The 15,266-nt window shown below is 69.8% G+C and carries 11 protein-coding genes and 2 pseudogenes; 4 read left to right on the top strand and 9 right to left on the bottom strand.

Annotation, left to right across the window (positions count from 1 at the left end; all coding sequences use genetic code 11):
* Positions 1-98 precede the first annotated feature (98 nt).
* The 3 genes from QT196_RS33460 to sph all read left to right on the top strand — a co-directional run bounded on the left by QT196_RS33460 (position 99) and on the right by sph (position 3,157).
* Positions 99-317, top strand: coding sequence for a hypothetical protein (locus tag QT196_RS33460; RefSeq protein ID WP_085922571.1), 219 nt, complete (start codon positions 99-101; stop codon positions 315-317).
* Between the two features lie 34 nt (positions 318-351).
* Complete coding sequence (locus tag QT196_RS33455; protein ID WP_290356265.1) at positions 352-2,043, top strand: hypothetical protein; 1,692 nt, start codon at positions 352-354, stop codon at positions 2,041-2,043.
* Between the two features lie 154 nt (positions 2,044-2,197).
* Positions 2,198-3,157: a sphingomyelin phosphodiesterase gene (gene sph, locus QT196_RS33450; protein ID WP_266733004.1), complete on the top strand. Its 960-nt coding sequence runs from the start codon at positions 2,198-2,200 to the stop codon at positions 3,155-3,157.
* A gap of 151 nt (positions 3,158-3,308) precedes the next feature.
* On the opposite strand, the pseudogene QT196_RS33445 reads toward sph, so the two are convergent.
* The 3 genes and pseudogenes from QT196_RS33445 to QT196_RS33435 form a co-directional block, all read right to left on the bottom strand.
* A pseudogene (locus tag QT196_RS33445) lies at positions 3,309-3,464 on the bottom strand (DNA-binding response regulator); the annotation flags it as partial.
* A 4-nt stretch (positions 3,465-3,468) separates the two neighbouring features.
* Positions 3,469-3,873: pseudogene (locus QT196_RS33440) on the bottom strand (Appr-1-p processing protein); the annotation flags it as partial.
* Positions 3,874-4,034: 161 nt separating this feature from the next.
* Complete coding sequence (locus QT196_RS33435) at positions 4,035-5,495, bottom strand: amino acid permease (protein ID WP_168482428.1); 1,461 nt, start codon at positions 5,493-5,495, stop codon at positions 4,035-4,037.
* Positions 5,496-5,895: 400 nt separating this feature from the next.
* On the opposite strand from QT196_RS33435, the gene QT196_RS33430 reads away from it, so the two are divergent.
* Complete coding sequence (locus tag QT196_RS33430) at positions 5,896-6,654, top strand: MerR family transcriptional regulator (RefSeq protein ID WP_168482427.1); 759 nt, start codon at positions 5,896-5,898, stop codon at positions 6,652-6,654.
* Positions 6,655-6,690: 36 nt separating this feature from the next.
* On the opposite strand, the gene QT196_RS33425 is transcribed toward QT196_RS33430, so the two are convergent.
* The 6 genes from QT196_RS33425 to QT196_RS33400 all read right to left on the bottom strand — a co-directional run bounded on the left by QT196_RS33425 (position 6,691) and on the right by QT196_RS33400 (position 15,121).
* On the bottom strand, positions 6,691-8,895 hold the full coding sequence (locus tag QT196_RS33425) for a 3-hydroxyacyl-CoA dehydrogenase NAD-binding domain-containing protein (protein ID WP_266732315.1): 2,205 nt from the start codon (positions 8,893-8,895) through the stop codon (positions 6,691-6,693).
* Positions 8,896-8,929: 34 nt separating this feature from the next.
* Positions 8,930-10,144: an acetyl-CoA C-acetyltransferase gene (locus QT196_RS33420; protein ID WP_168482425.1), complete on the bottom strand. Its 1,215-nt coding sequence runs from the start codon at positions 10,142-10,144 to the stop codon at positions 8,930-8,932.
* A 66-nt stretch (positions 10,145-10,210) separates the two neighbouring features.
* Positions 10,211-11,353: an acyl-CoA dehydrogenase family protein gene (locus QT196_RS33415; protein WP_168484154.1), complete on the bottom strand. Its 1,143-nt coding sequence runs from the start codon at positions 11,351-11,353 to the stop codon at positions 10,211-10,213.
* Between the two features lie 326 nt (positions 11,354-11,679).
* Positions 11,680-12,867 (bottom strand): CaiB/BaiF CoA-transferase family protein, encoded by a 1,188-nt coding sequence (locus QT196_RS33410; protein WP_168482424.1) that lies wholly within the window; start codon positions 12,865-12,867, stop codon positions 11,680-11,682.
* Between the two features lie 178 nt (positions 12,868-13,045).
* On the bottom strand, positions 13,046-13,435 hold the full coding sequence (locus tag QT196_RS33405; protein ID WP_290356264.1) for an MmcQ/YjbR family DNA-binding protein: 390 nt from the start codon (positions 13,433-13,435) through the stop codon (positions 13,046-13,048).
* Between the two features lie 225 nt (positions 13,436-13,660).
* Positions 13,661-15,121, bottom strand: a complete 1,461-nt coding sequence (locus tag QT196_RS33400; protein WP_266733001.1) for a sialate:H+ symport family MFS transporter — start codon at positions 15,119-15,121, stop codon at positions 13,661-13,663.
* Positions 15,122-15,266: the final 145 nt, after the last annotated feature.

Here is a 15,266-nt window from a genome sequence, read left to right as displayed (position 1 = left end):
CAAATCACCACTTTTCCCACTAGCCGCGGATAGTGACAAGAGGGTTACGGAACGCGACACTCGCCATGTTCATCCGAACCACCCGAAAGGAGCAACTCATGTCCTGTCCTCCACCCTGCCCCCCGCCGGTTGATGCCCGTAAGGCACTCGACTTCCTGCGGACGAGCGGACTCGTCGACCTCACCGTTCCGCTGCAGCGAGTCGTCGACCAGGTCAGCCAACTCGACGATGTGGCCGGCTATGTACTCGCCTGGGAGCGGTACGTCCTCGTAGTCGCCAACCAGGTCGCGGAAGACGACTCGGCTGCGGGCAGCTGAGCCATTGACCACGCCGATCGCCGGGAGGCATTCAGTGAACACGACGCAGCCCGGTGACGGTTCGTCACAAAGGCGCGCGGTGGAGACCCGGGCGGTCGCCTGGCTCGCTGCGCGCCGCACTCTGATCGATCCGGCCGAAGCCCCCACCGACCGGGTGCTGTTCGCCCGTAAGGCGCTCATCGAGACGGCGTTCCTGGTGGGACTGCGGGCCCGCCTCGACCCCGAACCACTCGACGGCGACTACGCGGCCCTCCTCGACCAGGTCGAGCAGATCGCGGCCCGCCCGTCCTACCGGGAACTGATCGCCCGGGACGAAGCCGCGCTCCTGCTCTACGCGGGAACCTATGCGGCCCTCCGGCTCTGCGGTCGCGAGGACCCGGAGTTCCGGCGGCTGATCACTCAGGCCGCGGCCGGCGGATATGCGGCGGTCTTCGAGCGGATCCCCTACCGGCAGCTCGATCTGCTGCACACCCTGGAGCTGTGCGGCGTCCCGCACACGCTGCCCGCCATGGACGAGGTCCTGCCGTTCACCCTGCTCTGCAACGGCCCGAACGTCCTCAAGCTCACCGATCGCGATATCTACGCGATCACCCACACGATCTTCTACGCCACGGACTTCGGCCTCCGCGAGCCCCGCTGGCCGCGGGACTTCGATCCGGCCGCGGCGGTGGAACTGCTCGAAGCGCTCCTCGTCCTCACCCTCGGCCAGGAGAACGCCGACCTGGTGGGTGAGCTTCTGTGCTGCCTCCTCTGCCTCGGGGTCCGGGACTCCGAGGAAGCCCGCCGGGCCTGGGAGTTCCTCACGGCGGTACAAGAGGCCGACGGACGGGTCAACGGGCCGCCGGGGGTGGTCCACCCCGGACTCGCCGACGACGATGAGGCCTACCGCCACTGGGCCACCGGCTACCACACCACCATCGTCGCGGCCCTGGCCGCGCTCCTGGACCGCAGCCCCCGGGTGGCGCGGCGGCCCCGGCCGTCCGTACCGACGCCCGGTTCGACCGTGGAGCAGCCGCTCCGGCGGGCCGTGGTGTGGCTGGCGGACACGGTCCGGCGCCACGACCCGGCCGGCTGCCTGCCCGCCGCCGCGGCCGTCGCGCATGCCGCCGAGGCACTGGACGAACCCGGGCTCGCCCGCCCCCTGCTCCTCGATTTCTCCGCGCGTCTCGCGGACTCGGACGCGGAGGTGTGGCAGCGGCACGGGATGGAGGTCGTCGGTGCGTTCGCGTCCGGTCTTCGGGCGCACGGGATCTCCTGTGCCTCGCTCGACCTGTTCCTCAAGTCCACCGTCGCCGCCGTCGAAGTCCTGGACCGGGTGCCGCCACAGGCGGTGCACAACGTCCGGCGTCTGGTCGGTCTGGGACTGCTCTCCCCGCAGCGCGCGGACGCACTGACCGGCGGGGCCGACGCGCCGCACCCGGCACCGGAGACGACCGTCACCGACTTGCCCGGCGCCTGGAAGGACTATCACCTGGGGCGTATCGCCGGCTTCATCCGGGACTCGGCTCGCACGGGACAGGCGCGGCACCGCATCACCCGCGACGCCGTCTCCTTCCTCCTCGCCCAGCAGAGCTCGTGCGGCGCGTTCGGCCACCCGGCCTGCGACGAACCGTCGAGCCGCGAACGCGCTCTGCTGTCCTGGACGCAGAGCGCCGTCACCGCGCTGGCCGCCGTACACACGACTGTCGGTGGGACGGTGCCCATGAGCCCGCAGCCCTGCCCCTGACCCGGAGGATCGGACTCGTCGGCAAGAGCTTCGGTCTGTCCATCTCGTGCCCGCCAGATGGCTACCTGGAAGTAACCTCAGCTGCTTGGATAAGCGTCGCTGGTTCAAGTCCCCACCCCCACAGGGAGATTCAGTGACGCACTCCGCGCTGCGCATGCCCCGGATCGCCGCCCTCGCCACGGCCCTCGCCGCGGTCACGGTGGCGGCCGCGGCCCCCTCCGCGTCGGCCGCCGCCCCGCCCCGTCTGAAGGTGCTCAGCTACAACGTCTTCCTCATGAGCAAGAACCTCTATCCCAACTGGGGGCAGGACCACCGCGCCCAGGCGATCGCGGCCGCGGACTTCTTCCAGGGCCAGGACGTCGTGGTGCTCCAGGAGGCGTTCGACAACTCCTCGTCCGAGACGCTGAAGTCCCGGGCCGCGGCGCAGTACCCGCACCAGACCCCGGTGGTGGGCCGGAGCCGCAGCGGCTGGGACGCCACCGGCGGTGCCTACTCCGCCGTGACCCCGGAAGACGGCGGGGTGACGCTGCTGAGTAAGTGGCCGATCCTGCGCAAGGAGCAGTACGTCTACAAGGACGCCTGCGGTGCAGACAGCCTCTCCAACAAGGGCTTCGTCTATGCGGTGTTGGACGTCAACGGCACCAGGGTGCATGTGGTCGGCACCCACGCCCAGTCCACCGACTCGGGCTGCAAGGCGGGCGAGGCGGCCGCCGACCGCGCCGAGCAGCTCAAGGAGATGGACGCCTTCCTGGACGCCAAGAACATCCCGGCGGACGAAGAGGTACTGGTCGCGGGCGATCTGAACATCGACTCCCACAGCGCCGAGTACGACGCGCTGCTCGGCAACGCCGACCTGGCGCCCGCCGACAGCCGCACGGGCCACCCCTACTCCTTCGACACCCAGGACAACTCCATCGCGAAGTACCGCTACCCGGACGACCCCCGCGAGGACCTGGACTACGTCCTGTTCCGCAACGGCCACGCCCGTCCCACCGGATGGCGGAACACCGTGGTCAAGGAGGAGTCGGCGCCCTGGACCGTCTCCAGCTGGGGCAAGGACTACACGTACACCAATCTCTCGGATCATTACCCGGTCGTGGGTACCGTCGGCTAGTTGACCTTGCGGCGGCACGGGGCCGGGCGGCGGCCGTGCGTGGTCCGGCGGCGCGTCGAGTCCTTCTGCGGCTCGGCGCGCTGTCCCGTGCAGGTGCCCCGGCGAGGGCTCGCCGCTGACGAGGGCCCGCCGGGCTCCGCGCCGGAGCGGTTCAGCGCTTGAGGTAGGCCAGGACGGCCAGCACCCTGCGATTGTCGTCCGCCGACGGGCCGATCCGGAGCTTGGTGAAAATGCTCGCGGTGTGCTTGGCGACAGCGCTCTCGCTGATGTGCAGGCCCTTGGCGACGGCGGCGTGGGACCTGCCCTCGGTTCCCGCCCGCCAGCCCACAGCCGATACGCGGCATATGAACGGACGCTTCGAGCTCTCGCGCCTTGACCGCGACCCGTTCGAGCCCGGCGTCGATGGCCTCGTGGCGGACCGGGGCGCCCTTGCTGCCCGTCCGCATTCCCCGCTGTCCGACGACATTGGCCACCCACAGCCGGTCGCCGACCTGGACGAACTGGGCGCCACCCAGCCCGAAGTCGTTCCGCGCCCGCTCGCGGTGCCACCGCCGGTAGGCGGCCTCCGGCTCCGGCCAGCGCCGGGAGACCGCGAGCACGAAGCCCTTGCCCCAGCCACCCAGGTCATTACAGATGTGCGCGATCACCTTGACGCCCTTGCCCTGCGGCGCCGTGGCGTCCCCCTTGATGTAGGAGATCCCCGTTTTCTCCGTCATGCGTCCACAGTAGGGGCGCCCACTGACAATCGGCCGCGGCCGTCTGGCCGGGGCCGCCGGGCCGTCGCATCCGCCGGAAGTGAGAGAGCGAAAGGGCGGTCGCGGAAGCCTTCCGGCCTCCGCGACCGCCCTTGCTGACGCAGGCGTCCGCTGGTGCGTGACTACTTCGAGAGTTCGCGCTCCGCGGCGATCCGGCTGACCCGGCCGCGTACCGCGAACCAGCCGCCGACCAGTGCGATGGCGAGGACCGGGATCAGCATCACGGTCTGCCGGCCGACGCCGTCGTCGAACCACATCAGGACGATGACGCCGAGCAGGAAGACGATGGTGGCGATATCGGTGACCGGCGTGCCGGGGAGCCGGAAGCGCGGCCGCTCGACCACGCCCTCCTTGGACCGGCGCACGAACACCATGTGGCAGACCATGATCGTGCACCAGGTGCTGATGATGCCCAGCGCCGCGATGTTCAGCACGATCTCGAACGCCTCGCCCGGCATGACGTAGTTGAGGCCGACACCCAGCACACACACCGCGGAGGTGAGCATGATGCCGCCGTACGGCACCTGGTTGCGGTTCATCAGGCCGGCGAACTTGGGCGCCGAGCCCGCCATCGACATGGAGCGCAGGATGCGGCCGGTCGAGTAGAGCCCGGAGTTCAGGCTGGACATCGCCGCGGTCAGCACCACGAGGTTCATCACATCGCCCGCCGCCGGCACACCGACGTTGGACAGCACCGTCACGAAGGGGCTCTCGCCGCCGACGTACTTGTTCCACGGCAGCAGCATCGCGAGCAGGATCACCGAGCCGACGTAGAAGACGCCCACCCGCCACATGATGGAGTTGACGGCCTTCGGCACGACCTTCTCCGGCTGGTCGGTCTCGCCGGCGGTCACACCGACCAGCTCCACCGCGGAGTAGGCGAAGACCACGCCCTGGAGCACGATCACCACGGGCAGCAGACCGGTCGGGAAGAGCCCACCGTGGTCGGTGAGCAGGTCCAGCCCTGGCGTGTGCCCGCCGACCGGGTGCTGGGTGGCCAGCAGGAAGATGCCGATGAACATGAAGATGACCAGCGCCGCGACCTTGATGATCGCGAACCAGAACTCCAGCTCACCGAAGATCTTCACCGAGATCAGGTTCACCGTCAGCACGACCGCCAGCGCGATCATTGCCATCACCCACTGCGGGATGTCGGTGAACAGGCTCCAGTAGTGGGTATAGAGCGCGATCGCGGTGATGTCGGCGATACCGGTCGTCGACCAGTTGACGACGTACATCCAGCCGGCGACGTAGGCGCCCTTCTCCCCGAGGAACTCACGGGCGTACGAGACGAAGGAGCCGGACGAGGGGCGGTGCAGCACCAGCTCGCCCAGGGCCCGTACGACGAAGAAGGCGAAGAGGCCGCAGACCGCGTAGGCGATGGCCAGCGCCGGGCCGGCGGAATGCAGTCGACCACCGGCGCCCAGGAAGAGGCCGGTACCGATCGCCCCACCGATGGCGATCATGTTCACATGCCGGCCCTTGAGGCCCTTGCTGTAGCCCGCGTCGCCCGCATCCTGCTGCGCGCCGCTCCCCCCGTCAGGTGACCCGTGGGCTGTCTCGGTGACGGTTTCTGTGCTCACTGCTGGTGTATCTCGCTTTCGGGCAGGCGCTGAAGCCATGGCCTAGAAGTCCCGCAGATCGCGTGGACGGCCGACGGCACACCTTCCCTGAAGAGCCCTTCTCCGTCTGTGGGCAAGATCACAGCGTGTATTGGCCATCCAAGATTTGTCCGTATTTGAAGTGAATTTCCCGGCGCATCAATTTCAAGAGGGGCGTCAGTTCACCCGATTCCGGACTCCGCAGCCTGGCCGGTAAGGAGGATTTCTTGACCTGTTCGGCTCAATTGAGACGTGCATTTTGCTTTCGTGACAACTCGCTCCGTCCCGATTCGCCAGCGGGCTGTCCGCGCGGCCCGGCGCGCTCCGGCCCGGTCCGCGCGGCAGGTTTCACAAGAGTGGTGAGACAGCAATACTGTTGAACATGATGGAGCCCGCCACCGACCTGACGGTCGACGAACTGGCCGCCCGCGCCGGCGTCACGGTCCGTACGATCCGCTTCTACAGCACGCGCGGTCTGCTGCCCCCGCCGGAGATCGGCCCCCGCCGGGTCGGCCGCTACGGTCCGGACCACCTCTCGCGGCTCGCCCTCATCGAAGAGCTCCAGCACCAGGGCCTGACGCTGTCCGCGATCGAACGCTATCTGGAGCAGCTGCCGCCCGACCTGAGCGCCCAGGATCTGGCCATCCACCGGGCGCTGGTGGCGAGTTGGATTCCGGACAAGGCCGAGGACGCCACCCGGGAACAGCTGGAGCGGCGGGTCGGCCGGGCGCTGACCGAGGAGGATCTGGACCGGCTGGCAGCCATGAGTGTGCTCGTCCGCACCGATGATCCGCTGGTCTTCCGCGTCGACCCGGGGCTGCTGCACCTGGGCACCCGGCTGCTGGACGTCCCGATCTCCCTGGAGACCATCCTCACGGCGCGCAGTGTGGTCATCGAGCACACCCGCTCGGCGGCCCGGGAGCTCAGCCGGCTCTTCAAGGACGAGGTGTGGGAGCCGAACCGGGGCGGCGGGCCGGACGAGGACGAGATGGCGCGGATGAAATCGCTCTCGGCCCATATGCAGCCGATGGTGGTGCAGGCACTGGTGACCGCCTTCCAGCGGTCGATGAAGCAGGAGCTGCGGGAGTCGTTCGGCATGGAGGGCGACCGGGACCAGGGCGGCCACACCCCCGAGGAATGACGGGGACGGGCCGCCGTGGCCCGCCCCCGTGACCGGTCAGTCGCTGAACTTCTCGCCCTTCTCGGCCTTCTCCACCAGCAGCGCGGACGGCGCGAACCGGTCTCCGTAGGCTTCCTGAAGCTCACGGGCGCGGGCCACGAAGCCGGGCAGACCGACCAGCTCCTCCCGCCCCGGGCCGCCCTGGTAGCCGTTGATGTACTGGATCACACCGCCGGTCCAGCCCGGGAAGCCGATGCCGAGGATGGAGCCGATGTTGGCGTCCGCGACGGAGGTGAGCACGCCCTCCTCGAAGCAGCGGACGGTGTCCAGCGCCTCGGAGAAGAGCATCCGCTCCTGCATGTCGATGAACGGAACCGTGGCGTCCTTCTTGGTGAAGTGCTCGCGCAGCCCCGGCCACAGACCGGTGCGCTTGCCGTCCTCGCCGTACTCGTAGAAGCCCCCGCCACCGCTGCGGCCGGGGCGGCCGAACTCGTCGACCATCCGGTCGATGACCGCGTCGGCCGGGTGCGGCTGCCAGCTGCCGCCGGACTCCACGACCGCCCTCTTGGTCTCTTCGCGGATCTTGCGCGGCAGGGTCAGGGTCAGCTCGTCCATCAGGGACAGCACCTTGGCCGGGTAGCCGGCCTGGGCGGCGGCCTGCTCGACGGAGACCGGGTCGAGGCCCTCGCCGATCATCGCCACGCCTTCGTTGATGAAGTGGCCGATGACGCGGGAGGTGAAGAAGCCGCGCGAGTCATTGACGACGATCGGGGTCTTCTTGATCTGTCGGACCAGGTCGAAGGCGCGGGCCAGCGCCTCGTCGCCGGTCCGCTCGCCCTTGATGATCTCCACCAGCGGCATCTTGTCGACCGGCGAGAAGAAGTGCAGACCGATGAAGTCCTGGTCCCGCTCGACGCCCTCGGCCAGCGACGTGATGGGCAGCGTGGAGGTGTTGGAGCACAGCAGCGCGTCGGGCGCGACGAGGTGCTGGATCTCCTTGAAGACCTTGTGCTTGAGGCCCACGTCCTCGAAGACCGCCTCGATGACGGCGTCGCAGCCCGCCAGATCCGCCGGCTCGGCGGTGGGCGTGATGCGGGCCAGCAGCTCGTCGCGCTTCGCCTCGGTCGTACGGCCCCGGGAGAGCGCCTTGGCGAGCAGCCCTTCCGCATACGCCTTGCCCTTCTGCGCCGCCTCCAGGGAGACGTCCTTGAGGACGACCTGCATCCCGGCCCTGGCGCAGGAGTAGGCGATGCCCGCGCCCATCATGCCGGCGCCGAGCACCGCGACCTTCTCGACCTTGCGGGGCGCGATGTCCTTGGGACGGTTGGCGCCCGAGTTGACGGCCTGGAGGTCGAAGAAGAACGCCTGGATCATGTTCTTGGAGATCTGGCCGGTCACCAGCTCGACGAAGTAGCGCGCCTCGATGGTCTGCGCGGTCTCGAAGTCGACCTGGGAGCCCTCGACGGCCGCGGCGAGGATGTTGCGGGGGGCCGGGTAGGGCGCGCCGCTGAGCTGCTTCTTGAGGTTGGCGGGGAACGCCGGGAGGTTGGCCGCGAACTTCGGCTGGGCCGGGGTGCCGCCGGGGATGCGGTAGCCCTTGACGTCCCAGGGCTGCTGGGACTCCGGATGCTCCTCGATGAAGGCGCGGGCCTTACTGAGCATCTCTTCGGGGGTGGCCGCGACCTCGTGGATCAGCCCGGCCTCCTGGGCGCGGGTGGCGTTGTACTGGGTGCCCTGGAGCAGCACCTTCAGCAGCGCGTCGGCGATGCCGAGCAGCCGCACCGTACGGGTCACCCCGCCGCCGGCCGGCAGCAGGCCGAGGGTGACCTCGGGCAGGCCGATCTTGGTGCCGGGGGTGTCGAGGGCGATGCGGTGGTGGCAGGCCAGCGCGATCTCGTAACCGCCGCCCAGCGCCGCGCCGTTGATCGCGGCGACGACGGGCTTGCCGAGGGTCTCGATACGGCGCAGATCGCGCTTGATGCCGTTACCCGCCGCGAAGGCCTGCTCGGCCTTGTCGGGAGTGACGGCGATCAGGTCGCGCAGGTCGCCGCCGGCGAAGAAGGTCTTCTTGGCGGAAGTGAAGATGATGCCGCGGACGCTGTCCTTCTCGGCCTCCAGGCGGTCGGCGACCGCGGTCAGGGAGGCCTTGAAGGCGTTGTTCATGGTGTTGGCGGACTGGTCGGGGTCGTCCAGCACCAGGGTGACGATGCCGGTCTCGTCCTGTTCCCAGCGGATGGTCGACGACGCAGGGGACTCGCTCACTGTGGCTTCTCCGTAAGGGGGGTGGGACGGGCGGTCAGAGGCGCTCGATGACGGTGGCGATGCCCATACCGCCGCCGACGCAGAGGGTGGCCAGGCCGTAGCGCTTGTCCTGCCGCTCCAGCTCGTCGATCAGGGTGCCGAGGATCATCGCGCCGGTGGCGCCGAGGGGGTGGCCCAGCGCGATGGCGCCGCCGTTGACATTGACCTTGTCCAGGCTCAGGCCCATGTCCTTGACGAAGCGCAGCACGACGGCAGCGAAGGCTTCGTTGATCTCGACGAGGTCGATGTCGTCGATGGTCAGCCCGGCCTTGGCCAGGGCCTTGCGGCTGGCGGGCGCGGGGCCGGTGAGCATGATCGTGGGCTCGGAGCCGGAGACCGCGGCGGAGAGGATGCGGGCCCGCGGGGTCAGCCCATAGCGGTCACCGACCTCCTTGGAGCCGATGGCGACGAGCGCCGCGCCGTCCACGATGCCGGAGGAGTTACCGGCGTGGTGGACGTGGTCGATCTTCTCGACCCAGTGGTACTTCTGGAGGGCGACCGCGTCAAAGCCGCCCGCGTCGCCGATGGTGGCGAAGGACGGCTTCAGGCCGCCCAGGGAGTCGGCGGTGGTGCCGGGGCGCATGTGCTCGTCGTGGTCCAGGACGACGAGGCCGTTGCGGTCGCGTACCGGCACGACGGAGCGGTCGAAGCGGCCGTCCTTCCATGCCTCGGCGGCGCGCTCCTGGGAGAGCGCGGCGAATTCGTCGACATCGCGCCGGGTGTAGCCCTCGATGGTGGCGATCAGGTCGGCGCCGATGCCCTGCGGGACGAAGCCGGTGTCGAAGTTGGTCATCGGATCGGCGAACCAGGCGCCGCCGTCCGAGGCCATCGGAACCCGCGACATGGATTCGACGCCGCCCGCCAGGACCAGGTCCTCCCAGCCCGAACGCACCTTGGCGGCGGCCATGTTGACGGCCTCCAGGCCCGAGGCACAGAAGCGGTTCTCCTGTACGCCGGCGACGGTGTCGGGCAGCCCGGCGGCGATCGCCGCGATCCGGGCGATGTCGGAACCCTGGTCGCCGACCGGTCCGACGACGCCGAGCACGATGTCGTCGACGGCCGCCGGGTCGAGGCCGGGGAATCGGCGGCGCACCTCGTGGATCAGGCCGACGACCAGGTCGATCGGCTTGGTGCCGTGCAGTGCGCCATTGGCCTTGCCGCGGCCGCGCGGGGTGCGGATCGCGTCGTATACGTACGCTTCGGAACTCAAGTCAACAAGCCTTTCGCATGAGGGTGGAGGCGGGAGCAGCGGGTGGGGACCGAGGGCGGTCCGGGGTCAGTCGAGCAGGGAGCGTCCGATGATCTCCTTCATGATCTCGGTGGTCCCTCCGTAGATCGTCTGGATACGGCCATCGGTAAAGGCCCTGGCCACGCGGTATTCCGCCATATAGCCGTAGCCGCCATGGAGTTGCAGACAGCGGTCGGCGACCCGCTTGTGCAGCTCGGTGGCCCACCACTTGGCCATCGAGGCGTGCACCGCGTCCAGTGCACCGGCGGAGTGGTCGGCGATGCAGCGGTCGAGGAAGGCACGGGTGACGGCGCATTCGGTGGCCATCTCGGCTATCTCGAAGCGGATGTGCTGGAGCTTGGCCAGCGGCCGTCCGAACGCCTCGCGCTCCTTGACGTAGCTGCTGGTGATCTCCAGCAGGTGTTCCGCACCGGCGATCCCGGCGACCGCGATGCCCATCCGCTCCTGGGCGAGGTGGGTCATCAGATGGACGAAGGCACCGTTCAGCTCGCCGAGCAGATTCTCCTTGGGGACACGTACGTCGTGGAAGAACAGCTCGGCGGTGTCCTGGGACTTCTGGCCGATCTTGTCGAGGTTGCGCCCCCGCTCGAAGCCCGCCGTCCCGCGCTCGACGACCAGCAGGCTCAGACCGTGTGCCCCGCCCTCCGGCGTCGTCCTGGCCACGACGATGACCAGGTCGGCGAGGATGCCGTTGGAGATGAAGGTCTTGGAACCGTTGAGGACCCAGTGGTCGCCCGCGTCCTCGGCGTGGGTCCGGATGCCCTGGAGGTCGGAGCCCGCGCCGGGCTCGGTCATGGCGATGGCGGTGATGATCTCGCCGCTGCAGAAGCCGGGCAGCCAGCGGCGCTTCTGCTCCTCGGTGCCGAGGTTCGTCAGATACGGGCCGATGATGTCGTTGTGCAGACCCACGGCGAGCCCGGCGGCCCCGGCCCGGGTGAACTCCTCTGCCAGCACCGCGCTGTAGCGGAAGTCCTGCTGCCCGCCCCCGCCGTACTCTTCCGGCACCGCCAGCCCCAGCAGCCCCTGTTTGCCGGCGGCCCGCCAGGCGTCCCGGCTGACGATGCCGTCCTTCTCCCACTGCTCGTAATAGGGCGTCACTTCCTTGGCGAGGAAGGTCCGCACCATCTCGCGGAAGGCCTCGTGGTCCTCGGTGAAGATCTGGCGCTTCATCTGCGCGGTCATCTCTGCGGGCCCTCCCATGAGCCAGTTCTTGACGGTCTCGGTGAACTCTGCGGGCTGCGGCCCTACGGGGCGGGCATGGAGCCTTGTCCCACCCACGGCCCGGAATCCCCTGATCCGGTCGCGGCCGCACCTTCGGCCCCGCACTCGGCCTCGGCCCCGCCCCGGGCCGCGCGGGGCGACTTCCGCTCGCGGAACGCGTCCGGGCCCGTCACTACGGGCCGGGACGGCGTCGAGGCCGGCCGCCTCCCTGGCGGCGGCCTCGTCGGCGACCGGGCGCGGGCCGGCCCCGTACCGGAGTGTGCGGGCGGGTGCCATCAGCCGGCGGTGTCCTTCTGGGCGGTACGGCTCGGGCCGGCGGACGGGGCGGGGGTGGCCGACGACGGGGCGAGGAGACCGGGAACCTGCCAGTCGCGGGCGATCTCCTCGGTGTCCGCACCGGGTTGCGCGGGTGGTCTGCGGACCCCGCCGGGGGTGCGCGAGAAGCGCGGCGCGGGCGCGGGCTGCGTCATCCCGCCGTGCTCGACGAAGGTGCCGCGGGCGGCGAGATGCGGATGCCGCGGGGCCTCACGCAGGGAGAGCACGGGCGCCACACAGGCGTCGGACTCCTCAAAGACGGCCGTCCACTCCTCGCGGGTACGGGTCCTGAAGCGGGCGGCGATGGCGCTGCGCAGCTCACCCCATGCGGCGAGGTCGTCGCGGCCGGGGGCCTCCTCCTCGATGCCCAGCAGGCGGATGAATTCGCCGTAGAACCGCTTCTCCAGCGCGCCGACCGCCATATGGCCGCCGTCGGCGGTCTCGTAGGTCCCGTAGAACGGCGTCCCGCCGTCGAGCAGGTTGGCCCCGCGCCGGTCCTGCCAGCCACCCGCCGCCAGCATGCCGTGGATCATCGCCGTCAGATGCGCCGTGCCGTCGACGATGGCGGCATCCACGACCTGGCCCTTTCCGCCGTCGGCACGGGCGTGCTGGAGGGCGGCGAGGACGCCGATGACGAGGTAGAGGGACCCGCCGGCGTAGTCACCGAGGAGGTTGGCGGGGATGGCGGGCGGGCCGTCGGGCGGGCCGATCATGCCGAGCGCGCCCGTGATGGCGATATAGCCGATGTCGTGTCCGGCGGTATCGGCGAGCGGGCCCTGCTGCCCCCAGCCGGTCATCCGCCCGTAGACCAGCCGGGGGTTGCGTGCGAGGCACTCCTCGGGACCCACGCCCAGCCGCTCGGCCACACCGGGCCGGTACCCCTCCACCAGCACATCGGCGCGCTCGACCAGCTCGAGCACCTGCGCCACCCCGTCGGGGCACTTCAGATCCACCAGTACGGAGCGCTTGTTGCGGTTGGTGACGTCATAGGCCGGATCGATGCCCAGGCCCGCGCCTCCGGGCCGGTCCACCCGGACGACATCGGCGCCGAGGTCGGCCAGGAGCATGGCCGCGAAGGGGCCGGGACCGATGCCCGCGAGTTCGACCACCCGCACCCCGCTCAGTGGGCCGTTGCCTGGCTCTGCCATCGCGCCCCATGCCTTTCCGCACTGTGACACTTCTGATGTAACACTCGTGATGTTAAGAACGTGTTCCACTTTCCACAAGACCCCCTTGCCAAGTGGCGACCACGGAAAAGGCCCGCGCCGACGAGGCTCCATCGCCATCGCCGTCACGGGCCGTTGCGCGCCTGCCGCCGCTGCGCCGCTACGCCCCGTCGAGCTCGGCGATGAGCTTCTTGGGGGCTATGACGCGATACGACTCCTCCGCCCAGTCGCAGAGCAACTCGGCGGGCGGAGCGTCCGGCTCCCCCAGGGGGACCTGCACCCAACCGGACCTGCCCAGGCCATAGCCCGCGGGCTTGGCGCCGGGCGAGGTCAGTGCATGGGCATGGGCCTCCGGGTCCGTGAGCTTCAGCGTGACCCCGAGCGGATGGCTGCCGTCGCCGACGCCGAGAAAGATGAAGACCTTCTTGTTGACCTTGATGACGCTCTCGCCCCAGGGAAACTCCTCCACCGCCCCGGGAAGCCCGAGCGCGAACGCACGCACCCGCTCCCGCACCGCCGGCCCGGCCGCCTTCGCCATGCGCTCCTCCATGTCCGTTCCCCCCAAGGCACCGCCTGCGATGCCGCTGAGCCGCACGCACGTCCCGCGCGGGCCGACCCACGCATTCCACGCTAACGGCGACCACTGACAACGGCCCGCGGAGCGCCCGACGGCGGGCCGCCCGGGGGACATCTGACGTTGCGTCCGCCGGGCAACTCGCTGCCCAGCGGCACGGCCCCGGCCCCGGCCCCGACCGCTTCAGCCACCCGGGCACCGCTATGCCGAGTCGGGCGAGACCTCCCCGGAAGTGGAAGCGGAGGCCGAGGCGGAGTGGGAGGTCGCGGGCAGGTTCCCCGCTCCCCCGGCCGCCGGCACCAGATGATCGTCGGGTGCCTGACGGTCCACCAGTCGCCCCAGCCGCTGGGGGACGTTGCCGCCCACCAGGAGAATGACGACGAGCGTCAGCCCGAAGGTGAGCACGGCGAGGGCCCGCCCCAGGGACATGCCTTCCGCCAGATGGGCGCCGAGGACGGGTGCCGCCGCCCCGCCCAGCGCTCCGACGTTGTAGACGAAGCCCACCGAGGCGGCCCGGGTGGCGGTCGGGAAGTGGCCGGCGAGGTACTTCGGCAGGATGCCGGAGATGCCCTGGCTGAGCGCGAGCAGCACGAAGACCAGCACGCCGAGCGCCGGCAGGCTGTCCCGCACCGCGAAGACCGGGAAGACGAAGACGAGCGAGGCGAGCAGTGTGTACGCGTAGGCCCGCCGGGTACCGAGCCGGTCGCCCACGAAACCCGCCAACCAGCAGCCCGCCATCGTGCCGAAGCCCGCGTAGAACATCACGTCCGTGACCTGCCCGGGAGCGTATCCGAGCCCGGTCTTGAGATAGGTGGGCAACAGGGCCTGGATCGGCCAGCTGTAGAGGAACGCACAGAACACCGTCGCCATCAGGGACACGTACAACAGCCATCCGCGGCGCCCGCCGAGCTGGACGGCGAAGGCGGTCAGACACAGCGCCGCGACGGCGGACAGCCATGGGACATATCCCGTGCCAAGAGGTGTGAAGACGCAGAACAGCGCCACCGAGGCGGCCACCGCCAGGACCGCGTTGCCCCCGGAGCGGAGCCGTCCCGTGAACAACGGCCGGAAGGGGTTCGGGCGCCCCTCTGCCGAACGGGTGGCGGCCGCACCGATCTCCTTCTGCCAGTCCCCCGCTTCCGGAAGTGCCCTGCGCACCCAGAGGGCTACCAGGACGGGCAGGACGCCGATCCAGAACATCCAGCGCCAGCCCCAGTGGGGCACCACCCATTTGTAGAGCTCGGCGGCGAGGACGGTACCGCCCGCGTAACCGGAGATCAGGAATCCGGAAGCCCGGTTGCGCCATCGGGTGGGCCAGCTCTCCAGCACATACGTCACGCTTGCGCTGTACTCCCCCGCCATACCGAGGCCGATCACCAGCCGGGCGGCGAACAGGCTGGTGTAGTCCCAGGCGAATCCGCAGGCGAAGGTGCCGAGCGAGTAGAGCAGGATGCTGCTGATCATGGCGGCCTTGCGGCCGTAGCGGTCGCCCATCGCGCCCAGGACGGCGCCGCCCAGCCACCGGGTGATGAAGGCGCCGGAGATCAGCGAGGCGGCGGTGGCGGTGCTCAGCTGGAAGTCCGCCGCGATTTCGGTCAGCACCAGCGTGATCAGGACGAAGTCGAAACCGTCGAGGAGGTAGCCGATCCAGGCGGCGAACATCGCCTTCCACTGGGGCGGGGTGACCTCCTGCCACCATCGCCGCCCCCGGTCAGGGGTGTCCGTGGGGAGCGTCGCCACAGCAACCGGGCCTCCTCCAACAATCGACGGAATCGGACATTGGACGTCCTATGTCATCGGTGTCATC

Source organism: Streptomyces sp. P9-2B-2 (assembly GCF_030406865.1).
Taxonomy (GTDB): Bacteria; Actinomycetota; Actinomycetes; order Streptomycetales; family Streptomycetaceae; genus Streptomyces; species Streptomyces platensis.
This window is presented reverse-complemented; position numbering and strand designations above follow the sequence as displayed.

Bases quoted from the DNA above. Each gene is read 5' to 3' on its own strand.
- QT196_RS33460 (WP_085922571.1), top strand. From the start codon at position 99: ATGTCCTGTCCTCCACCCTGCCCCCCGCCGGTTGATGCCCGTAAGGCA.
- sph (WP_266733004.1), top strand. From the start codon at position 2,198: ATGCCCCGGATCGCCGCCCTCGCCACGGCCCTCGCCGCGGTCACGGTG.
- QT196_RS33430 (WP_168482427.1), top strand. From the start codon at position 5,896: ATGATGGAGCCCGCCACCGACCTGACGGTCGACGAACTGGCCGCCCGC.
- QT196_RS33405 (WP_290356264.1), bottom strand. From the start codon at position 13,435: ATGGAGGAGCGCATGGCGAAGGCGGCCGGGCCGGCGGTGCGGGAGCGG.
- QT196_RS33410 (WP_168482424.1), bottom strand. From the start codon at position 12,867: ATGGCAGAGCCAGGCAACGGCCCACTGAGCGGGGTGCGGGTGGTCGAA.
- QT196_RS33400 (WP_266733001.1), bottom strand. From the start codon at position 15,121: ATGTTCGCCGCCTGGATCGGCTACCTCCTCGACGGTTTCGACTTCGTC.
- QT196_RS33415 (WP_168484154.1), bottom strand. From the start codon at position 11,353: ATGAAGCGCCAGATCTTCACCGAGGACCACGAGGCCTTCCGCGAGATG.